Genomic DNA, 20,262 nt, shown 5'->3' with positions numbered 1-20,262 from the left:
CAGTGCGTGCCGCTTTTTCTATTTTCGTCCAGCTCTGATCTCATCTGTCAAACCTTCATACGGTGCTTCTGCGATAATCGTTTCATCGTTTACCTCAGCATGGTGGATGTACGTAATGTCTGCGAATTCTGGTACGACATACTTCGGATAGGTTTCATATTTTTCACGGGATTCTTTCATGAGGTCGATATAGTCATTTTGATAGCAGACGGTGATATCTGGACGTTCATGCACCCATTTTGGGAAGAAAATGACGCCATGCATGCGTTTTTCCTCAGGCATAAAATTCAAAGACACGTCTGTCCCAGTCGGTTCCGTCCAGGAAACTTTGTATACCCCTTTTGTCAGTTTCACAATATTCACTTCTTGATCACGAACCCAGCGGCCTCCAACCATTCCGCTATGAATGCGGTAATCAATGGTGTGATCATTTTTAATGTAAATCTCATATTCCCAGCCATTTTCATACGTATAAATCATATGAAGTCCAACGAATTGATCCATGTTTATTCCTTCTTTCAATTAAAATGATGTTGTTTCAAACATGTCATGATTTACATGTTTATTTTAGGGTGTATGGTATACTATTGTCAAAGAATATGCGTTGGAGGCATGTCATGAGAGTACTGAAATATGCCATTCTTGGCTTACTAGATCAGCGTGAGCTGACGGGATACGATATGAAGAAACACTTTGAAGATTCCCTTGGACAGTTTTGGAGTGCGAAGCATAGTCAAATATACCCTGAATTAAAGCGGCTAACAGAAGAGGGTTTTATTGAATTTGATATTCACATACAAGGAAAGAAGCTAGAGAAGAAGGTTTATCAAATCACTGATGCAGGAAAAAGAGAACTGCATGAGTGGTTAAGGAAAAAAGGCCCGATTCCAGACACAACAAAAGATGAATTTATGTTAAAAACGTTCTTTATCTCATCTATGGATCAAAAAGAAGCGGCCGATCTCTTCTCACATCAGCTGCTGGAGCGAACAAAGAAAGTAGAGATGCTTGAACAGAAACTGAACGTTTTAACAGAAGAAGATCCATCTGCCCAATCACTGCATTCAACACAATTCGGGCATTATTTAGTGCTGACAAGAGCAATTGAAAGGGAAAAAGGGTATGTTCGCTGGCTCCAAAAGACCCTTGAAGTCATTGATTCATCCATTGTCTAAGGACAATCGTCGCACGATATGATAAAAAATGGTTTGAAACAAGTGAATTTATCAATAGAAACCGCTACAATGGATATATTCGTATTAAAGTGAGGCGAGTATGTTTGAGTAACCAAGAAGCGTTGTGGAATGAAGCAGAAGCTTTTATTTCTGTATGCTATGAAGAATTAGGCAAGTCAAATGAAGAAAAAGCAGCACGTCTGCATGAAATAAAAAAAGAAATTGAGTCTGACGGTATGTATACTCATACGCAGGAAGAATTAGCTCACGGGGCAAAAATGGCATGGCGCAACAGCAACCGGTGCATTGGGCGCTTGTTTTGGTCAACACTGCATGTGCATGACTGCCGGCACGTGACAACAGAAGATGAGGTGAAAGAGGCACTCTTTCATCATATTGAGTATGCGACAAATGGGGGTAAAATCAAACCGTCCATTACCATCTTCCCACCAGAGAATAAGGGACGGAAGGAAGTCGTTATTTATAATCATCAACTCGTTCGTTATGCGGGATATGAGTCGGAATATGGCATCATTGGGGACGAGGCATCACTTGAATTAACCAAGTTGTGTGAAGCGCATGGCTGGAAAGGCGAAGGCACGCATTTTGACCTTCTGCCACTTATGTTTCAGCTAAAAGATCAGCCGCCGGTTCTGTATGATCTTCCGAAAGAGATCGTTCAAGAGGTAGAGATCACTCATCCTGAATATGATGGGTTCGGTGATTTAGGACTGAAATGGTATGCTGTTCCGATTATTGCTGATATGAAATTAGAAATTGGCGGCATTCATTACAATGCGGCACCGTTTAATGGATGGTATATGGGAACAGAAATTGGCGCACGAAATCTAGCTGACGAAAACCGCTACAATATGCTGAAAAAAGTCGCTTCTATTTTAGGACTGGACACGACAAAGAATGCGTCACTTTGGAAGGACAAAGCCATTGTCGAGTTGAATGTCGCGGTTCTGCACTCTTATCGCGAGGCAGGGGTGACCATTGTGGATCATCATACAGCTGCCCATCAGTTCAAACAATTTGAAAAACAGGAAGAAAAGGCTGACCGTAAGCTGACTGGTGATTGGACATGGCTGATTCCGCCAGTATCACCAGCTGCTACGCATATCTTCCATCGTCACTATGACAATACGATCGTGAAACCGAATTATTTTTATCAGGAAAAACCATACCACGGGACGGAAAGAGCCTAGCGAAAAGCTAGGTTTTTTGTATGAAATGAGTCTTTTGAATGTTGTTTAATTTGGAAAATGATGGTTTAATGTCGGTGAAATCAAAAAGGGGGAATATAGATGAAAAAAATAACGTTGCTCATATTTTTGGCTGTATTCAGTTTCAACGGATTTCTACCACTAGGTAATGAAAGAGCTAAAGCAACGACTGGAACAATGGTTCAGAATGTCATCGATTTAAAGGTGACAACCGATCGTTCAACTTATACTTCGCTCCATCCTCAGGTCAACGTCAACATGACCGCAACAACAAATGAAACACTTTATTATACAGCTGCTATTCGAAAACTTACTTTCCCAGTGACACCAGTCTTTACACACGAAGGGTCTATCTCTGGACAAAACGCTTTCGCAGCACCTACTCGTTTATTACTTCCTAACAGTGGGTCAGCCAACTATGATGTTCATGTGAGTCTCTACAAAGATGCTTCACGTACAACCTTGATTGGTTATGATGTTGCAAACCCATTTACTGTTGTGAAATAAAGAGTACACATCAACTATCCTCTAATCCGAAAGTCTTGATAATGGGCGAACTCGGTGAGCGGCTCCATGTCCAAATGTGTGACTTTTGAAAAAGGACTACCTTTACGGACGGTCTCTAAAAAGTCAAACACCTCCTGCTGCTCTCCTTCTACTTTTAACTCCACGTGACCCTCATCTGTGTTGCGTACCCAGCCTTTTATCCCTCGATTGACGGCCTCTCCTTGAACAAAATATCGAAAACCGACTCCTTGCACTCGTCCTTTTACAATAGCGTGATAATGAACCAATGTCATCTCTCCTTTTTTCTCATCGTACCATAACCTGCCTCGTTCCTTCACGTACCGACTATGATTTGACTGTCAAACCATGTAAAATAAAAACAATCAGACAATCAAAGGAGATGGCAAGAGTGGGGCAGACAAGGTACGACATTGAAGGAATTCAAGTAGGACAACCTATCACCACCTATGTGAATGGTAAAGAAATCAAAACAGCCATCAACAAAAAGCGTATTCACGAGCCTGTTTATTTGAGTAAGCTCAATTTTGATGGAGATGGTCAGGGTGATTTGGTCCATCACGGAGGTGATGATAAAGCCATTTGCGTCTTTCCATATGATCACTATACTTATTTTGAGCAATTTTTAGGAGTGTCGTTACAGGAGGCAGCTTTCGGTGAGAACGTGACCGTGCATCAGCTTGTAGAGACAGAAGTCCGTATTGGAGATGTATTTCAGTTTGGGGAAGCGATTGTTGAGGTCAGTCAGCCAAGACAGCCGTGTGTGAAGCTCTCTCTTAAGCATGGAAACATGAAGCTTGTGAAGGAAGTGCAGCAAACGGGATATACCGGTTTTTATTTGCGTGTGCTGAAAGAAGGAATGGTCTCTCCTGATGAAGCTCTTGTGTTAGTCGAAAAAGCGCCCCATCCCATCACTGTCCACGAAGTCAATGAAGTTAAATACCGTCAAGTAGATCAAAACAGGCTGAAAGCAGTTCTTGACGTAGATGCCTTAGCAGATGTGGTCAGGAAGTCTTTAGAAAAACGTGTTCAGCCCATATAAAAAAGCCGTACATCTGATATGGATGTACGGCTTTTCAACATTTAAGAGCTCGTTTTCTTTTGCTCAAGAAGATTTGCAAGGAAATAAGTTTTAAAGCTTTGAAGCTTTCTTCCTTCATGCTTGGTCACACCAAGCTTCTTTAATTCTTCGACATACCAGCCTTTGCTACCATAATGCATGATAGAAAACTCCTTTCAATGGAAACTGCCTGCATTGTAACATCTCAAAAAAGGACGTGAAAAGTGTGCAGGTGTTTAGAAATGAAAACTGATTCTATCTGCCTATGATCCATGTATATGCTGGAAATAATCATTTATGAATTTGGCGGGTTGAGGGTAACGATGATCATGCCGACTGTCATAATCATGATGACAATCCCGAGGTAGGTCATCATGGATTGTTTTTTCTTAATACCTACAACCGTTAAAATAATACTTTCAATAAAGAAGATAACACCGATGATGATGAACCACATATCAAATAAGACCCCTTTCGCATATCTTTGCCTATTTTACCACAGGCATTTTTGTTTAGTCGTGACAGATTCGTGAAACGGGCATGAAAAAATCCCCTCCAGTGAAGGAAGGGACCCGCTTGCTTACAGCTTTGTTAAAATAATCGGTTCGTCTTTTGTGATCACAATCGTATGTTCAATCTGTGCGACCAGGCTCTTATCAGGTGTTTTAAATGTCCAGCCGTCATCTGCTTGATAAATCGATTCAGCATTTGTTGAAATGAAAGGTTCAAAGGCGATGACTGTCCCATTCTTAAACAAAGCATTATCGAATGGATCATAATAGTTCAAAATATGGTTAGGTGCTTCATGCAGGCTTTTCCCAATGCCGTGTCCTGTCAGGTTTTTAATGACGGTAAATCCTTGTTCTTTGGCTGTATTGTAGACTGCACGGCCAATTTGATTTTGTCTTTTTCCGGCTTTCGCGTGCTTTAATCCTTCAAGGAATGCATCCTCTGCACACTGGCATAATGCTTCAAGACGAGCATCTCCTGTACCTAAAACGAATGAAATCCCAGTATCGGAATAATATCCATCAAGCTCTGCTGAGATATCAATATTAATAAGGTCGCCCTCTTGTAAAATGGTTTTTTCACTTGGAATGCCATGTGCGACTTCATCATTGACACTGATGCAAGTCGTACCGGGGAAATCATATTCTTTTTCAGGAGCTGAATTGGCTCCATGCTCTTCTAATATTTTTTTCCCAATCAAATCTAATTCTTTTGTAGACATGCCTGGTTTCGCTTGGCTTTTCATTTCTTCTCTTGCCAAAGCGACAATTCGGCCGACTTTTTTTAAGGCTTCTAACTCATGATCATGTTTGACAATCACTGTTCATTCCCGCTTTCTATAACTTCATTCTATTCAATAGCTTACCACATTTTACGCCAAAAGAGTAAAGGCTGAGATTTGGGTGAGATGTAGACAAATTGGTATAGATAACTAGATGTGCATATGATATATTTTTTATGAACATCATGAGAGATTTGTTCATGATGATGACGAAGGGGGGAGAAATAAGATGGTGTTTCAGTTTTTTCAAAAGTTAGGAAAATCATTTATGCTTCCAATCGCTGTGCTTCCTGCAGCGGGTATCATTTTGGCTATTGGGCGGGAAGATGTATTCAACATCCCGTTTATTCATGCGGCAGGAAATGCAATTTTTGCGAATTTGGCTTTAATTTTTGCTATGGGTGTAGCGATTGGTATTTCAAAGGATGGTAACGGAGCAGCGGCGTTATCTGGAGCGATCTCTTATTTTATTTTGTCAGCTGGTACCACGTCGATCAATTCGACCAACAATATGGGGGTATTGGGTGGTATTTTGTGCGGACTTTTGGCAGGTTACGTTTACAATAAATTTAAGGACACAAAACTGCCTGAATACTTAGGTTTCTTTAGTGGAAGACGGCTTGTGCCTATTATGACAGCACTTTTTACCATTCTATTAGCAGCCGTTTTTGGTTATGTATGGCCTCCAATTCAAAGTGTGATCAATGATTTAGGGGAGTGGATTTTAAGTCTTGGAGCAACGGGTGCCGGGCTGTTTGGCTTCTTTAACCGCTTGCTCATTCCATTAGGACTTCACCATGTGCTGAATAATCTATTTTGGTTTCAATTCGGTGAATTCAGCGGAGCGACTGGTGATTTAGCGCGGTTCTTCAAAGGCGATCCAAGTGCAGGTGTCTTTATGACTGGTTTCTTCCCAGTGATGATGTTCGGGCTGCCGGCGGCATGTCTCGCGATGGTTGTGACCGCAAAGCCTGAAAAACGAAAAGCAACAGCCGGTCTTATGATTGGGATGGCACTGACGTCATTTATTACAGGGATCACAGAACCAATTGAATTCTCATTTATGTTTTTATCTCCACTTTTATATGGTGTTCATGCGATATTAACGGGTCTTTCGCTCTTTATTGTCAACACCTTAGGCATTCATAGCGGTTTCGCTTTTTCAGCCGGTGCGATTGATTACGTTTTAAGTTTTGGAATTGCGCAAAAACCAATTCTGTTACTTGTGGTTGGGGTCATCTATGGCGTGATTTACTTTGTTGTTTTCTATTTCCTGATTAAATTGTTAAAGCTAAAAACACCGGGCAGGGAAGATGATGACATCGAAGATATTTCAGGGGATGATACACATACTGCCGGAGCAAGTATGCTCGTAGAGGGACTAGGCGGCAAAGGCAATATCACCACAATTGACCATTGTGCGACCCGTCTTCGTTTAACAGTAGAAGATACCAATTTATTAAATGAAGGTACATTGAAAAAAGCAGGTGCCAAAGGGGTACTGACGTCAGGAAAAACTTCCGTACAAATCATCATTGGAACAAATGTCGAATTTGTCGCCGATGATCTTCGCAAGGAAGTCGATCGGGACTAACAAAAGCGTTCAGCCAGATCAAATGGGCTGAACGTTTTTTTGTTTTCGCTGTTCGATCACAAGTACAATGCTGATGACAACAAGTAAAAACCATGAACTGATTTTACCAAGATGGACGAGAGACCAAGCATGCTGCTGATTTGGATATTGCCATGCTCCTAAAAATGTCGTGACATTTTCGGCCACCCAAATAAAAAAGCCAATCAGCAAAAACGAGATAACAAGCGGCATGCGAAAGGTCGATGAACCGACCTGAAAGGAAACGGCTGTTTTTCGAAACACAACCACTAGGAGTAATGTCAGCCACCAGCGTAAATCATAGATCCAGTGATGAGTAAAGAAATTGAGGTAAATACATAAACTGATCCCAATCGAAAGATACGGCTGAGGCCATGCTTTCACCTTCACGTGAAGTCGAGTCAGTGCCTGATAAATATAGCTTGCCACGCTCGCATACATAAAACCGCTATAGAGCGGAACCCCAAAGATTTTCGTATAAGCCTCTTCAGGATAGGACCATGAACCCATATGTACTTTGTAGATTTCTAAGCCTATTCCAATCACATGAAAGAGACAAATAACCTTCAACTCTGTCAGCGTTTCAAGCCGTAGCATCAGCATGAGAAGCTGTGCCATGAGGCAAAGCAGAAGAATAACATCATATCGATGAAGAAAAGGAATAGACACGACCTTTGATAGGGCAAGCGCCGTAAAGATCATGACAGGAAATAGACAAGAGATGGCCTGTAAATAAGCAAAATGAAATAATGTTTTCATACAAAATGTAGCCCCTTTTTACTGTCTGAAATAACTTAGACGGTGATAACAAGAGAAAAGTTTACCTCAACTAGATATTCATGAACAATTTGTGAATATATATGTGAAAAAGATCACAAATGTATATTAAGTAGTATAATAAGATCATAAAGAAAATGTGAAATATTTCACATAATTTAAAAGGAGGCATCATCATGTTTACAAAATTCTTACAAACGAATGTATGGGCAGCGGTTATCCTTTTGGCAGCAAGACTTTATATCGGATGGACTTGGCTGACATCTGGTATTGGAAAACTAACAGGCGGATTCGATGCATCAGGATATTTGCAATTTGCCATAGCTGAACCTGTTGTGAAAGATGGACATCTTGTTTATCCGTTCTATGTCTGGTTTTTAGAAAATGTCGCGTTGCCAAATGCCGGACTCTTCAGTGCCATGGTCATGTGGGGAGAAATCTTAGTTGGTCTAGGACTAATTGTTGGATTGTTCACAACAACAGCAGCCTTTTTTGGAAGCGTGATGAATGTCTCTTTCTTACTAGCTGGAACCGTCTCTGTTAACCCGCTTCTTCTTCTGATCGCCGTCTTCATTATGGCAGCGAAAGGAAATGCCGGAAAACTGGGCCTTGATTATGTAGCAGGTCCAGTCCTTAAGCGAAAACTGAAAAGAAAGCCGCATTTAGAAGTGGCATCATAATAAAGAAAAGCATCCTGAGTTTTTGCTCAGGATGCTTTTTATTTAAGAATCACTTTTTATAAGGTTGATATGCAAGACTGTTAACGAATGCTGACTGATATCTGGATCATGTCCGACGATAAATTCGAGCTCATAATCACCGGTCTGATAAACGTATTTTTTCTCTTTTGTTTGCGGGATGGTGCTGACTGAATCTGCTGATCCAAGCTGTTTCTTTAATAGGGAAGGAGTCATTCCTCCGATATTCGTTTCTTTTTCTACATTTGTTCCAAAATAACGGATTTCGTTAATCTTGCCTTTTTTGTCATAGTGAAAAGCAAATCCAGGGTTGCCCATCTCAGCATGATACAAATCAAAGCCGCTTTGACCGGTTTCTGGATAAGGCTGTCCTAGTTTATGCCGAACGTCTTTTTTTGTTTGAACCCCTATTTTGAGTCCTTCTGCATAGTATGGCATTTGTCCTTGATGTGCTAGCTGATAAATGCTGTTTAGCGCTGCTTTCGGCCCTTGAGGAATGGACTGTTCTGTCTCCGTTTTGGTTATGGTGTGCGCTGAAATCGCCGGGCTAAAACCGAATAAGGTGGAAGAAGCGAGTGAAGCGGTCACGACAAAAGCTGCTGTTTTTTTCATGATTAATCAATCCCTCCTTCTTCAACTATACCCGGTGCCATGTGGATCAAACGTAAAAAGCCCCAGCTGATCTTGGATCGGCTGGGGCCTTAAATAAGAAAGTTATTTGGAAGACGAGCTGGATTCATCTTTGGCGGAAGAGGAATCTTTTTCATCCTGTACTTTCTTTGTGTAGTCATAATCATTTCGCTCAATTGGTGTAAAGCCTTTAGGTTTGTAGAAACGGAGTAAATCTTCCGTGACAATCTTATCAGATGTCTCTAGCATTTTTTTCACCGTTTCGTTTTCTTGTGATGCCTTTTCAGTCGGCTCGATTTTTTCACCTGTTTTGTTGCTGTAATAGTTGTTGCCTACTTTCGTGTAGTCCTTAGACACGAAGTCTCCGTTTCTAAATGGCACAAGCTCTTTAAAGTTCTTCGATAAGATATCAGAACCAGACATTAAATAGTTCTTCGTATCATCTCCGAGCAGGTGGAGAAGGGTAGGCGCAACATCGACTTCACCAGAGTATTTATGAATCTGTCCGCCTTTTACGCCTGGCACATGGATAAAGAGCGGCACACGCATAAGCTGGGCATTTTCATAGTCTCCAATTTTTTCGCCAGTCACTTTTTCCATCGCTTCATTATGGTTTTCTGATATGCCGTAATGGTCACCGTACATAATGACGACGGTATTGTCATAGAGACCAGATGTCTTCAAGTCATTAAAGAACTGTTCAATGGCTTCATCTAAATAATGAGCAGATTGGAAGTAGTTATCAACGACGGAGTCTCCGAAGTCGCCAGGTTCAAAATCAGTATCACCTTCATCCATACCAAATGGGAAGTGGTTTGACAGCGTAATGAATTTCGAATAAAACGGCTGTTTTAGATTTTCAAGCATTGGCATGGATTCTTTGAAGAAAGGTTTGTCTTTCAATCCATAGTTCTTCGTATCTTGTTCATTCATATCGTAGTACTCAGAATCGTAAAATCTGTCATATCCAAAGGACTTAAACATTTCATTTCGGTTCCAGAACGTTTTCGTATTTCCGTGGAATTCAGCGGACGTGTATTGGTCCTTTTTCAAAATGCCAGGAAGCGCCTGATATGTGTTTTGAGCTTTGTTAATAAACACAGAGCCTTGTGATAATGGGAAAAGCCCCGTATCCATCATAAATTCCGCATCAGATGTCTTTCCTTGTCCTGTTTGATGGAAGAAGTTATCAAAATAAAACGTTTTGTTGTCATGGGCTAATGAATTGAGGAAAGGAGTGACCTCTTTTCCATTCACTTTGTAATCAATGACAAAGTTTTGCAGTGATTCAAGAGAAATTGTAATGACGTTCATGCCTTTCGCTTTCCCGTAATAAGCCGGGTTAGGATCAGCGCTGTTCGCCTTTAGATAATTCTCTACATCTGTTACGTCACTTGAATTTGCCAGGGCACGCTGGCTGTTTGATTTCACATTTTGAATGGCATCAAACACCGTAAAATTATAAGCACCCAAGTATTTGACTAAATAATTGCGGTCGAACGATCTTGATAAAAGCTCTGGGCGATCAATTTCTGCTGCGATTAAGTTGACAACAAAAATCAGAACAGAGGACACAAGAACGAGTCTAAACGATTTTGTTTTTTGAACAGGTACAGTCGCTGTACTTGTTTGCTGCTGTCTTTTCATGCGGACTGCGAGTACGATCAAGATGATGGTATCGAGAAAATAAAACATATCAGTCCAACGCATGAGTGAAAATGCACTATCACCTAATTGTCCGCCATTCGTTCCTGCCTGCATCACTGTAGGCAGCGTGATAAAGTCATTGAAGAATCGATAGTACACGATATTTGCGTAAAGTAAAAAAGACATGAAAAAGTGAATCACAATGATAGCGGCAGGCTGCCATTTTTTCTTGAACAATAAAGCAAAGCCAAGAAAGAACAAGCTGGAGCTAATAGGATTCACAAAAAGCAAAATATGCTGAAGCACATTTGATATACCAAGTTTAAATTCGATTAAATAAGCTGTATACGTCTTGAGCCATAACAAGATGGCTGCAATTACAAAGAAGCCGAGGCCCCTTTTTTGAATAAATGTTTTCATTTAAACACTCCTTTTCTCCGTTAAACGGAAGAGGCGGAACGAAAGAAAACGAACCATTAGAATATACCATGAAATGCACAAATAAAAAAGTCATAACCGGTGAGCACCTAAGGCAACCTGTCCGAGCTAGAAATGGGAAGACATCGAAAATATTCGATCTCCGAAAAACTTTTTGTGAAATTCATCCTAATAATTACAGAAAATTCTGTAATTTTCCTGTTGCTATATCAATAAAACAGGTAAAAAGACACAAGTCTAAAGAATTAATTTGATTTCTACAATGGTGCATTTAGGCGGATTTCCAGTGTTTATTAATGTTTATGCAGGTTAAGTAAAAAAAATGAATGAATAAACCGCTGAATTGTCTGGATAATAATTCCTTCAAGAAAGTATATTGATATATATTGTTGTTTCACAAACATAATGGTTTTGATGTGTATTGTAAGGGTTTTATTCTTTTTGACAGGTGAACAAATTATCTAAATATACTTAAGTGAACAGTTCGACACTATAAACTTTTGAAACGGGGTCGATATAGACAGTGACAGGAAATCTTCCATTGAAAGGATTGATAGTATATGACTGTACGAGCACAGAACCTCGTTCAGAACTGGTTTCCGAGTGAGGACGGAAATGCAGAAGAGCGGAAAGAACTCATTAAATTAATGGAACAGATCATTTCGGGGGTCGATGACCTGAAGGATCCGAACCGTGCTCACCTAAAAGGTGAAAAGAATCGTGAGGAGGACTTTTACAAAAAGCTCACTGAAACAAGTCAAATTCCGATGAACGGACAACAAGCGGAACTTGTGAATGAAGAATTACTGAAGCTTTTACATAATCATCCATACCACACGAAGTATTTCTTCACGAACATTTTGCCAATGGCAAGTACACCAGGAATTCTAGGCATGCTGACGGCTATGCTGGTTAACGGAAACAACCTTTGGGATGTGTATGGACCAGCAGGCGCAGAAGCTGAGGTCAGAGTGGTCTCAATGATGTCTAAGCTCATCGGGTATGATCCAAATGTGAGCGGGGGCTACACAACATGGGGAGGTCAAGGGGCTATTTTCTCGGGACTTCGTTTAGCGATTGCGAAAGTTGCACCGGAGTCATTACGAAAAGGTGTCCCGCAAAATCTTTATGCGTTTTGTTCTGATGCAGCACATTACAGCTTATTTAAGTCAATGGAAGCAACAGGGATTGGCACAGACAACTTAATCAGAATTAAGACGAATAAAGATCATTCGATGGATATGGAAGATTTGCGTTGTCAAATGGAACATGTTGCCCAAAATGGCGGAATTCCCGTTTATATTGTGGCAACAACCGGAACAACAGATGCCATTGCAATTGATGATGTAAAAGGGGTGCGTGAAACGGCAGAAGCCATTGCTGAGAAGTATGGTCTCAAGGTGCCGCATATTCATGCAGATTCGGCGCTTGGTGGATTCTTTGCTTTCTTTAATGAGTATGATGTATCTGAAAACCCGCTGCAATTCTCAGACGGTGTTCTTCGTATGCTAAAAGAAATCAAAGCGAAATTCCAGCATCTTTCTCTTGCTGACACGATGTGTTTTGACTTTCAAAAACTCGGACAAACACCATACACATCTAGTTTATTCTTAGTGAAAAACGCTGCTGACTTAAAGCGCTTGGACCTAGAAGAACAAGAAACACCATACGTTGGACATAGAGGATACGGGGAATACCATACCGGTTATACACTGGAATGCTCAAGAATGGGAAGCTCCATCAGCATGCTAAGTGTGCTGCTAACGTTTGGAATTGAAGGATACCAGCGCTTGCTCGGTCAATTTTTAGAGGTGAACCTTGCATTTAGAGAAGCACTTCGTCAGGAAATTCCACAAGCAGAAGTCGTCAATGATGACAATGTCGGAATGGCTACATTGTTTAGAATTTACCTAGACGGCTCTCCTCGTTTTAAGGAAGAAGTGTCTGGTGAAGCAACTGCTATGGAAATTGAGCGCAACAATGATTTGAACAAAATCCTCTTTGAAAAGCTTGGAGAGAAAAGAGACGAAATGTTCTTTGGCGATACAACGAAGTTTTTACAAGTCAATGCCAAAGAAGGTCAAGAATTTTATCTAAGTGTGAGTAAATTTTTTGTGATTTCACCTTATACGTTACCGGAGCATATCCCTCATATCGTATCTTATTTAAAAGATGTCATTGCATCTGTTTGTGGACAATTTGAAAGTGTAGAGGCTTAAATTAAAATTGAGAGTGGAGATGTAGAAAAAAATGGCGAAACAAAGGAAGTTTGGAGGACTTACGATATCCTCCAAAATCATGTCAGTCGTTGTCGTAACATTACTCGCAACCGTTGCATTATTCGTTCTAACATTTTATTTAGTTAGCCAGGATTTATCTTCCCAATTATTAAAGCAATTTGATTATCGATTAACAACAGATATTGATACAGCGAAAAAAGAAATCGATAATATTGATGGAAATGTCCTTAGCATTAGCGGGAAGGATGATCCCATTTATGTGGAGATCAAAAAGAAATTCACAGAGTTACAAAAAGATCATACGCTTGAGAACTTATACGTGTTATCAAATAAGGGCGGCAAAGAAAGAATCATCGTACTAACAGGGCAAGACAATGATTTTGATCAAGATTATGTCTTTTCAGATGAAATGAAACAAGCTCTTTCTGAAGATAAAATGGTCAAAAGTGATATTTACGTTGATTCGTTCGGGACTCATAAATCCGTCTTTTTACCAATTAAAGATTCAGGCGGTGAACTCACGGGGATTTTAGGAATTGACTTAGATGCGTCTGTTGTTCCAGCAACAACGAAAAAGCTGACAATTTATATTACAGTAGCATCTGCGATTGTGCTCATCGGTGGATTACTCTTCTCATTCTTCATGGGAAGAAGAATTGCAAAACCAGCACGTTCATTAATGGAATCAGCAGATCGAATTGCAGATGGTGATTTAACTGGCATGGTAGAAGTTCAAAGTAAAGATGAGATCGGTCAATTAGCAGCTTCCTTCCAGAAAATGCAGGGACGGATCAAAGAGCTTATTGGAAAGATCTCAAACTCATCAAGTGAAGTGTCGAAAATGTCTTCACAGCTTCGCACAGTGACAACAGAATCTAGTCAAAGTGCACAACAAGTGTCAGAAGCGATGACGAATATGAGTGAAGGAATCAATGATTCAGTCGCAAACATTACAGACTGCACAACATCTGTTGCGGAAATCGATACTCAAATCGAAGGCGTGACAAAAGAAGTGGATGAAATGAAATCTGTTTCATCAGAAGTACAAGAGCAGTCAGAATCTGGTCAAAAATTGGTGCAGCATGTGCTTGAACATCTCAACATGTTACACGACATGATGACAAGCTCAAAGCAGGCGGCAGAAGAATTGCAATCACATTCAACAGAAATTGAAAGTGTCATCTCCATTATTACGGACATTTCAGCGCAAACGAATCTGCTTGCACTGAATGCTTCTATTGAAGCTGCACGTGTAGGAGAAGAAGGAAAAGGATTTGCTGTTGTGGCTGATGAAGTCCGTAAGTTAGCTGAACAGTCAGCTGATGCAGCTAAAACGGTCTCAGACTTAGTCATTGGCACACAGGAAAATAGTCAGCGTGTCCTTGAAAGCGTGGAGGAAAGCAGTAAAGCAGTGGAAGAAGGCCGGGAGCAAATGAAAGGCACCTCGCAGAACTTCGCTGGTATTTATGATGGAGTGTCTCAATTTGCAAGCAGAACGAACAATTTGCTTCAATCTATTAAGCAGGTAGAACGCGCTTATCAAACAATTTCTACATCGATTGAACAAATTTCGGTCGTGTCAGAAGAACATGCGGCAAGCTCTCAAGAAGTAGCGGCAGCAACAGAACAGCAAAGTGCTGGCATGCAGCAAATTTCAAGTGCGATTGAACAGCTCTCTGACATGTCAGAGGACTTGGCACAAATGGTATCTACTTTTAAAATCGACAAAAAATAACGAGAAAGCTGGCTCTTGTGAGAGAGTCAGCTTTTTTGCTATGCTTAACCAAAATATCAGACGATCTGAAAGGAGACGTGTCATGGATTTTGCGCAGAGATTGTCAGAAGAACGGATCAAAAAGGCGATGGACCATGGAGCTTTTGAAGGACTAGCAGGTTTTGGGAAACCTCTGCCAAAGGATGATGCTGCTCATGTACCTGAAGAACTGAGGATGGGCTATCGAATCATGAAAAATGCTGGCTTTGCCGGGGAAGAAACCGCTTTGAAAAAAGAACTAATGACGGTCAAAGAGTTACTGAAAACGAGTATAGATGGAGAAGAAAGAAAAAAACTCTCTCTCGTATGTGAGGAAAAACAAAAACGCCTTGATGAACTCACATCCAAGCGCCAAACATTTGCTCGTCCAGCCTCCTCCTTTTATAAGAATAGGGTCTATGAAAAACTAACGGAGCATAAAAAAAGATGATGACACGCTGCCTCTCTGAGCACATTGAGGGAGCTTTTTTTATGAAAGCGCTACATTTTATTGTTGACTACATGTATATACAAATATAAAATATGAAATATGAAGTGAACATGTATATACAAGTTTTGATTCTTTTTTCTTATAAAAAAACGATCTCGGAGGGGATAGCATGGCTGATTATCAGGCAGCGGCAGATCAGATTGTGAAAGCCATTGGCGGCAAAGAAAACATTGATCAAGCCACACATTGTGTGACAAGACTTCGTTTTGTGCTAAAAGATGAAGGTAAGGTGGATGAGAAAGCACTAGAACAAATTGATGAAGTGAAGGGATCTTTCTCAGCGAATGGCCAATACCAAGTGGTCATTGGTCAAGGAGTGGTGAATCGGGTTTATGCCGAAATGGTCAAACAGACGGGAATCGGCGAAGCGACAAAAGAGGACGTCAAGCGTGCCTCTGATCAGAAATTAAATCCACTGCAGCGTGCTGTGAAAACGCTTGCAGATATCTTCATTCCAATCCTTCCAGCTATCGTGACAGCTGGTTTATTGATGGGGATTAATAATATTTTAACAGCTCCTGATATTTTCTTTGATCAAAAATCCATTGTGGATGTGTATCCGGCTTGGGCGGATTTAGCAAATATGATCAACTTGATTGCAGGCACTGCCTTTACCTTTTTGCCAGCATTAATCGGTTGGTCGGCTGTCAAGCGGTTTGGAGGTAATCCACTTTTAGGGATGGTCCTTGGACTGATGCTTGTACATCCAGATCTGTTGAATGCGTGGGGATATGGTGCGGCGGAAAAGACAGGTGACATTCCTGTTTGGAATTTGTTTGGACTTGAAGTACAAAAGGTAGGTTACCAAGGGCAGGTTCTTCCGATACTCGTCGCCTCCTATTTACTCGCAAAGCTCGAATTATTTATTACAAAGCGGACACCTGAAAGTATTCAGCTGTTAGTTGTTGCACCAATTACATTACTACTCATTGGATTTTTATCATTTATCGTCATTGGTCCCGTTACATTTGCGATCGGAAACGTATTAACATCTGGACTCGTCACTGTATTCCAGCAATTCGCAGCACTTGGCGGCCTTTTATATGGCGGATTATATGCAGCGTTAGTCATTACAGGCATGCACCATACGTTTCTAGCGGTCGATATTCAGCTGATTAACTCAAAACTGCACGGCACGTTCCTATGGCCAATGCTCGCCCTGTCTAATATTGCTCAAGGATCAGCGGCACTTGCGATGATGTTTGTCTTAAAAGATGAAAAGCAAAAAGGGCTCTCGCTGACATCAAGTATTTCTGCTTACTTGGGCATTACTGAACCGGCGATGTTTGGGGTGAACTTGCGCTATAGATTCCCGTTTATTTTTGCCCTGATCAGTTCAGGGATAGCTGGTATGTTTATTGCCTCACAAGGGGTACTGGCAAGTTCAGTCGGCGTTGGAGGCATTCCAGGAATCTTCTCGATCATTCCGAAATATTGGGGGGCATTTGCCATCGGAATGGTGATTGTGCTGATCGTCCCATTCATTGGTACCCTTTTATATGCAAAACTTAAAAAGAAGGATGTATCACAAGAACTTAACTAGTGGTGGTGAAGGAAATTGAATCAACAAACAAACGAACCGTGGTGGAAAAAAGCCGTGGTCTATCAAATCTATCCGAAGAGCTTTTTAGACACAACAGGCTCTGGTACAGGTGATATCAATGGCGTGACGAAAAAGCTCGACTATATCAAAGAACTAGGGGCGGATTGTATTTGGCTGACTCCTATGTATGAGTCACCACAGCATGACAACGGTTATGATATTAGTGATTATACAAAAATCCATGACATGTACGGCACAATGGCCGATTTTGAGCACATGCTGAAAGAAGCACATGAACGAGGGATTCGTGTCATCATGGATCTAGCTGTGAACCATACATCTATCTTCCATGAGTGGTTTCAAGCCTCCCGAGAGTCGAAGGAGAACCCGTATCGAGACTATTATATTTGGAAGGAGCCGAAAGCGGACGGCTCTCCTCCGAATGACTGGCAGTCAAAGTTTGGCGGCCCAGCGTGGGAATTAGATGAAGCGACAGGTGACTATTATCTTCATTTATATGATGTTACCCAGGCAGACCTCAATTGGGAACATGATGAAGTGCGCAGGAAAGTATATGACATCATGCACTTTTGGTTTGAAAAAGGGATCGATGGATTCAGACTGGATGTCATCAATAACATTTCAAAGGATCAACGCTTTTTAGATGATGCCGGGCAATCAGTGCAAGGTGATGGACGTATGTACTATACAGATGGGCCGAGAATTCATGAATTTTTGCATGAAATGAATCAGGAAGTGTTTTCGAAATACGATAGCATGACCGTGGGGGAAATGTCTTCAACGAATATTACAGACTGCATTCGGTATACAAGACCTGATCGGCAGGAGCTGGATATGACGTTTAATTTTCATCATTTAAAAGTCGACTATCCTAACGGTGAAAAGTGGGCCATTGCGCCATTTGATTTTCTAGAGTTGAAATCAATTCTGTCAGAATGGCAGACGAAAATGCATGAGGGCGGCGGCTGGAACGCACTCTTTTGGTGCAACCATGACCAGCCACGCATCGTGTCTAGATACGGTGATGATGGCACGTACCATCAGCAATCAGCGAAGATGCTGGCGACCACCATTCATTTGATGCAAGGCACTCCTTATATTTATCAAGGTGAAGAAATTGGGATGAAGAATCCTCGCTTTGAGGACATTTCGTCATACCGCGATATCGAATCACTCAATATGTACGAAGTCATGCTTGAAAAAGGGAAAACAAAGGAAGAAGCTTTGGCGATTTTACAGGTCAAATCAAGAGATAACGCAAGGACACCTATGCAATGGACGTCGGAAAAAAATGTGGGGTTCTCAAAAGGTACGTCTTGGATTGAACCAGCTCAAAACGGCATTTCAGTAGAAGCTGCCTTAAAAGATGAGACGTCGATTTTTTATCATTATCAAGCCCTTTGCAGGCTTCGTAAGGAACTTGATGTAATCACCTATGGGAGCTTTACTTTACTGCTGGCAGATGATCCAAAGGTGTTTGCGTATGTCCGAGAAGGCAAAGATGAGAAGATTCTCGTGATCAACCATTTTTATGCAGGCGAGACGGACTTTACACTTCCAGATGAGCTTGCAAAGGATGTCAATGAAATGGAAGGGCAAGTTCTGCTGTCCAATTATGAGGATGTGCCGGCAGATATCAAGGGATTTACGTTGCGCCCATATGAGTCAATCGTTTATCATTTAACCAAACGCTAGTAAATGGGGCGGAAGGAAAATGAAAGAGAATAAGTTTCGAGTGATTTATGATCAGCTCGCAAGACGAATTGAACAAGGTGAATGGCAGGATAAAGGCATCCTCCCATCAGAACATGAGCTGTCTGTCATGTATGACACATCCCGTGAGACGGTGAGAAAGGCATTAAACATCCTTGTGCAAAATGGCTATATCCAAAAAATTCGTGGGAAAGGCTCAGTATTGCTGAATCGAGAGAAAATGCAGTTCCCAGTTTCGGGTCTTGTCAGCTTTAAAGAGCTTTCCCAAACGCTTGGACGCAAGACGGTAACAACGGTTCACGAGTTCGGTTTAATCAAGCCAGATCAGTATATTCAGTCTCAGCTGAAAATCAGTGGGCAGGAGGACGTTTGGGAAGTCATTCGCTCTCGCAATATTAGCGGAGAAGAAGTCATTTTAGACAAAGATTACTTTTTGCAAAAACATGTGCAGGTCTTGTCTAAGGACATTTGTGAAGGATCGATCTACGAGTATATTGAAGGAGAACTTGGGGTTTCGATTAGCTACGCACAAAAGGAATTTGTGGTCGAGCCATGTACAGAAGAGGATGAAAGGTATCTCGATTTGAACGGGTTTGATCATGTGGTGGTGGTGAAAAATTATGTGTTCTTGGAGGATACGAGTCTATTCCAATACACCGAAAGCCGCCACCGGCTAGATCGTTTCAGATTCGTGGATTTTGCTAGAAGAGAGAAGTAGACAGGGCCGAGGCTCTGTCTATTTCAGGTTTTAGGGAAACAAGAGCAACATTCTAGGAGGACAAATGATCAGACTGAATAGACCACTCAAATTACGAGATTTAGAAATTTTTAGCGTGATGAAAGATCACAGGATTTTATGTTATGTCATCATTGAAGACACACGAAAACCGTTTACGGAAGAAGATAGAAAATTAGAGCCATTATGTTATATGGATGAAGAAGACATTCAAGCGATTTTGAATGTGTTTCATATTTCAATTATCAGTGATGAAACATTAAATGAAGAAGATTTAACCCTTGTGAAATCCTACTTTGCTGAATTTGTGAATAACACGAACTTAACGAATTTCATTACGAGAGAATATGTTCAAAAGGATTTATATGCCGTTGATGATGAAGATGATATCACGTTCTTTAATAGAATGCTGCGTCATATAGGGTCAGATGATGTGAAAGAATTTGATGACCGTCATTGGATTTATTTATCCCAAGATTGATAGTGAGATGGAAAAAAGGACAGAGCCGACGCTCTGTCCTTTTCTTTTAAGAAGACATCTTGATTCGTGTATTGATAGTCATTCAAGATACGTAAAAATCCAATGATATCAAAAGATAATGTGGATATCAGCGGAAGTCACCGATTTGGAAACCATTTTACCCAGTCTGATACTTATTCCAG

Annotated in this window: 21 protein-coding genes; 13 read left to right on the top strand and 8 right to left on the bottom strand. The window is 41.0% G+C overall.

Going from position 1 to position 20,262, the window contains the following annotated elements:
• Positions 1 to 18: 18 nt before the first annotated feature.
• A complete protein-coding gene (locus ACTJJD_RS17425) occupies positions 19 to 504 on the bottom strand; it encodes a phenolic acid decarboxylase (RefSeq protein ID WP_440608703.1) in 486 nt (161 codons plus the stop codon).
• Between the two features lie 113 nt (positions 505 to 617).
• Between ACTJJD_RS17425 and ACTJJD_RS17420 the strand changes: the two genes are divergently transcribed.
• The 3 genes from ACTJJD_RS17420 (at position 618) to ACTJJD_RS17410 (ending at position 2,911) form a co-directional block, all read left to right on the top strand.
• Positions 618 to 1,175, top strand: a complete 558-nt coding sequence (locus ACTJJD_RS17420) for a PadR family transcriptional regulator (RefSeq protein ID WP_081114442.1) — start codon at positions 618 to 620, stop codon at positions 1,173 to 1,175.
• 104 nt (positions 1,176 to 1,279) lie between these two features.
• Positions 1,280 to 2,386 carry a nitric oxide synthase oxygenase gene (locus ACTJJD_RS17415; RefSeq protein WP_024719345.1) on the top strand — a complete coding sequence of 369 codons (1,107 nt, stop codon included), beginning with the start codon at positions 1,280 to 1,282 and terminating at the stop codon, positions 2,384 to 2,386.
• Positions 2,387 to 2,485: 99 nt separating this feature from the next.
• Positions 2,486 to 2,911, top strand: coding sequence for a hypothetical protein (locus tag ACTJJD_RS17410; RefSeq protein WP_017358775.1), 426 nt, complete (start codon positions 2,486 to 2,488; stop codon positions 2,909 to 2,911).
• A 14-nt stretch (positions 2,912 to 2,925) separates the two neighbouring features.
• On the opposite strand, the gene ACTJJD_RS17405 is transcribed toward ACTJJD_RS17410, so the two are convergent.
• Positions 2,926 to 3,198, bottom strand: coding sequence for an acylphosphatase (locus ACTJJD_RS17405; protein WP_017358776.1), 273 nt, complete (start codon positions 3,196 to 3,198; stop codon positions 2,926 to 2,928).
• Between the two features lie 122 nt (positions 3,199 to 3,320).
• Between ACTJJD_RS17405 and ACTJJD_RS17400 the strand changes: the two genes are divergently transcribed.
• Positions 3,321 to 3,971, top strand: coding sequence for an MOSC domain-containing protein (locus tag ACTJJD_RS17400; protein WP_017358777.1), 651 nt, complete (start codon positions 3,321 to 3,323; stop codon positions 3,969 to 3,971).
• Positions 3,972 to 4,012: 41 nt separating this feature from the next.
• Here ACTJJD_RS17400 and ACTJJD_RS17395 read toward each other — a convergent pair whose 3' ends face one another.
• The 3 genes from ACTJJD_RS17395 to map form a co-directional block, all read right to left on the bottom strand.
• The gene (locus ACTJJD_RS17395; RefSeq protein ID WP_008341771.1) at positions 4,013 to 4,150 is read right to left on the bottom strand and encodes a YflJ family protein; all 138 of its coding nucleotides are present in this window, start codon (positions 4,148 to 4,150) and stop codon (positions 4,013 to 4,015) included.
• Between the two features lie 134 nt (positions 4,151 to 4,284).
• On the bottom strand, positions 4,285 to 4,446 hold the full coding sequence (locus tag ACTJJD_RS17390; protein WP_008341770.1) for a hypothetical protein: 162 nt from the start codon (positions 4,444 to 4,446) through the stop codon (positions 4,285 to 4,287).
• A gap of 123 nt (positions 4,447 to 4,569) precedes the next feature.
• On the bottom strand, positions 4,570 to 5,319 hold the full coding sequence (gene map, locus ACTJJD_RS17385; protein ID WP_008341769.1) for a type I methionyl aminopeptidase: 750 nt from the start codon (positions 5,317 to 5,319) through the stop codon (positions 4,570 to 4,572).
• Between the two features lie 190 nt (positions 5,320 to 5,509).
• Between map and nagE the strand changes: the two genes are divergently transcribed.
• Positions 5,510 to 6,874 carry an N-acetylglucosamine-specific PTS transporter subunit IIBC gene (gene nagE / locus ACTJJD_RS17380; RefSeq protein WP_125590590.1) on the top strand — a complete coding sequence of 455 codons (1,365 nt, stop codon included), beginning with the start codon at positions 5,510 to 5,512 and terminating at the stop codon, positions 6,872 to 6,874.
• An 18-nt stretch (positions 6,875 to 6,892) separates the two neighbouring features.
• Here the strand turns inward: nagE and ACTJJD_RS17375 are convergent, their stop codons facing one another.
• A complete protein-coding gene (locus tag ACTJJD_RS17375; RefSeq protein WP_440608702.1) occupies positions 6,893 to 7,651 on the bottom strand; it encodes a DUF817 domain-containing protein in 759 nt (252 codons plus the stop codon).
• 194 nt (positions 7,652 to 7,845) lie between these two features.
• Between ACTJJD_RS17375 and ACTJJD_RS17370 the strand changes: the two genes are divergently transcribed.
• Positions 7,846 to 8,349: a DoxX family protein gene (locus ACTJJD_RS17370; protein ID WP_007496570.1), complete on the top strand. Its 504-nt coding sequence runs from the start codon at positions 7,846 to 7,848 to the stop codon at positions 8,347 to 8,349.
• 42 nt (positions 8,350 to 8,391) lie between these two features.
• Here ACTJJD_RS17370 and ACTJJD_RS17365 read toward each other — a convergent pair whose 3' ends face one another.
• Both ACTJJD_RS17365 and ACTJJD_RS17360 read right to left on the bottom strand, forming a co-directional pair.
• Positions 8,392 to 8,979, bottom strand: coding sequence for a YjgB family protein (locus ACTJJD_RS17365; RefSeq protein WP_440600502.1), 588 nt, complete (start codon positions 8,977 to 8,979; stop codon positions 8,392 to 8,394).
• Between the two features lie 102 nt (positions 8,980 to 9,081).
• Positions 9,082 to 11,064: an LTA synthase family protein gene (locus tag ACTJJD_RS17360; RefSeq protein ID WP_008341764.1), complete on the bottom strand. Its 1,983-nt coding sequence runs from the start codon at positions 11,062 to 11,064 to the stop codon at positions 9,082 to 9,084.
• Positions 11,065 to 11,642: 578 nt separating this feature from the next.
• Between ACTJJD_RS17360 and ACTJJD_RS17355 the strand changes: the two genes are divergently transcribed.
• The 7 genes from ACTJJD_RS17355 to ACTJJD_RS17325 all read left to right on the top strand — a co-directional run bounded on the left by ACTJJD_RS17355 (position 11,643) and on the right by ACTJJD_RS17325 (position 20,080).
• On the top strand, positions 11,643 to 13,301 hold the full coding sequence (locus ACTJJD_RS17355; RefSeq protein WP_440600503.1) for a pyridoxal phosphate-dependent decarboxylase family protein: 1,659 nt from the start codon (positions 11,643 to 11,645) through the stop codon (positions 13,299 to 13,301).
• A 31-nt stretch (positions 13,302 to 13,332) separates the two neighbouring features.
• Positions 13,333 to 15,057: a methyl-accepting chemotaxis protein gene (locus ACTJJD_RS17350; RefSeq protein ID WP_440608701.1), complete on the top strand. Its 1,725-nt coding sequence runs from the start codon at positions 13,333 to 13,335 to the stop codon at positions 15,055 to 15,057.
• Between the two features lie 82 nt (positions 15,058 to 15,139).
• On the top strand, positions 15,140 to 15,526 hold the full coding sequence (locus tag ACTJJD_RS17345; RefSeq protein WP_008341761.1) for a J-domain-containing protein: 387 nt from the start codon (positions 15,140 to 15,142) through the stop codon (positions 15,524 to 15,526).
• 169 nt (positions 15,527 to 15,695) lie between these two features.
• Positions 15,696 to 17,129: a PTS system trehalose-specific EIIBC component gene (gene treP, locus ACTJJD_RS17340; RefSeq protein ID WP_017358785.1), complete on the top strand. Its 1,434-nt coding sequence runs from the start codon at positions 15,696 to 15,698 to the stop codon at positions 17,127 to 17,129.
• A gap of 15 nt (positions 17,130 to 17,144) precedes the next feature.
• Positions 17,145 to 18,845 carry an alpha,alpha-phosphotrehalase gene (gene treC / locus ACTJJD_RS17335; RefSeq protein WP_366968831.1) on the top strand — a complete coding sequence of 567 codons (1,701 nt, stop codon included), beginning with the start codon at positions 17,145 to 17,147 and terminating at the stop codon, positions 18,843 to 18,845.
• Between the two features lie 19 nt (positions 18,846 to 18,864).
• Complete coding sequence (gene treR / locus ACTJJD_RS17330; RefSeq protein WP_007496585.1) at positions 18,865 to 19,581, top strand: trehalose operon repressor; 717 nt, start codon at positions 18,865 to 18,867, stop codon at positions 19,579 to 19,581.
• A 64-nt stretch (positions 19,582 to 19,645) separates the two neighbouring features.
• Complete coding sequence (locus tag ACTJJD_RS17325) at positions 19,646 to 20,080, top strand: hypothetical protein (protein ID WP_046342946.1); 435 nt, start codon at positions 19,646 to 19,648, stop codon at positions 20,078 to 20,080.
• The last annotated feature ends 182 nt before the right edge of the window (positions 20,081 to 20,262 follow it).

The organism is Bacillus sp. 22446, assembly GCF_052044955.1.
Lineage (GTDB): Bacteria > Bacillota > Bacilli > Bacillales > Bacillaceae > Bacillus > Bacillus altitudinis.
Note: the sequence above shows the minus strand (reverse complement) of the source record. Positions and strands in the feature narration are given on the sequence as shown.

Excerpts from the sequence above, each read along its gene's own strand:
- ACTJJD_RS17425 (WP_440608703.1), bottom strand. The coding sequence starts at position 504 with ATGGATCAATTCGTTGGACTTCATATGATTTATACGTATGAAAATGGC.
- ACTJJD_RS17420 (WP_081114442.1), top strand. The coding sequence starts at position 618 with ATGAGAGTACTGAAATATGCCATTCTTGGCTTACTAGATCAGCGTGAG.
- ACTJJD_RS17410 (WP_017358775.1), top strand. The coding sequence starts at position 2,486 with ATGAAAAAAATAACGTTGCTCATATTTTTGGCTGTATTCAGTTTCAAC.
- ACTJJD_RS17395 (WP_008341771.1), bottom strand. The coding sequence starts at position 4,150 with ATGCATTATGGTAGCAAAGGCTGGTATGTCGAAGAATTAAAGAAGCTT.
- ACTJJD_RS17390 (WP_008341770.1), bottom strand. The coding sequence starts at position 4,446 with ATGTGGTTCATCATCATCGGTGTTATCTTCTTTATTGAAAGTATTATT.
- nagE (WP_125590590.1), top strand. The coding sequence starts at position 5,510 with ATGGTGTTTCAGTTTTTTCAAAAGTTAGGAAAATCATTTATGCTTCCA.
- ACTJJD_RS17375 (WP_440608702.1), bottom strand. The coding sequence starts at position 7,651 with ATGAAAACATTATTTCATTTTGCTTATTTACAGGCCATCTCTTGTCTA.
- ACTJJD_RS17370 (WP_007496570.1), top strand. The coding sequence starts at position 7,846 with ATGTTTACAAAATTCTTACAAACGAATGTATGGGCAGCGGTTATCCTT.
- ACTJJD_RS17365 (WP_440600502.1), bottom strand. The coding sequence starts at position 8,979 with ATGAAAAAAACAGCAGCTTTTGTCGTGACCGCTTCACTCGCTTCTTCC.
- ACTJJD_RS17360 (WP_008341764.1), bottom strand. The coding sequence starts at position 11,064 with ATGAAAACATTTATTCAAAAAAGGGGCCTCGGCTTCTTTGTAATTGCA.
- ACTJJD_RS17355 (WP_440600503.1), top strand. The coding sequence starts at position 11,643 with ATGACTGTACGAGCACAGAACCTCGTTCAGAACTGGTTTCCGAGTGAG.
- ACTJJD_RS17350 (WP_440608701.1), top strand. The coding sequence starts at position 13,333 with ATGGCGAAACAAAGGAAGTTTGGAGGACTTACGATATCCTCCAAAATC.
- ACTJJD_RS17345 (WP_008341761.1), top strand. The coding sequence starts at position 15,140 with ATGGATTTTGCGCAGAGATTGTCAGAAGAACGGATCAAAAAGGCGATG.
- treP (WP_017358785.1), top strand. The coding sequence starts at position 15,696 with ATGGCTGATTATCAGGCAGCGGCAGATCAGATTGTGAAAGCCATTGGC.
- treR (WP_007496585.1), top strand. The coding sequence starts at position 18,865 with ATGAAAGAGAATAAGTTTCGAGTGATTTATGATCAGCTCGCAAGACGA.
- ACTJJD_RS17325 (WP_046342946.1), top strand. The coding sequence starts at position 19,646 with ATGATCAGACTGAATAGACCACTCAAATTACGAGATTTAGAAATTTTT.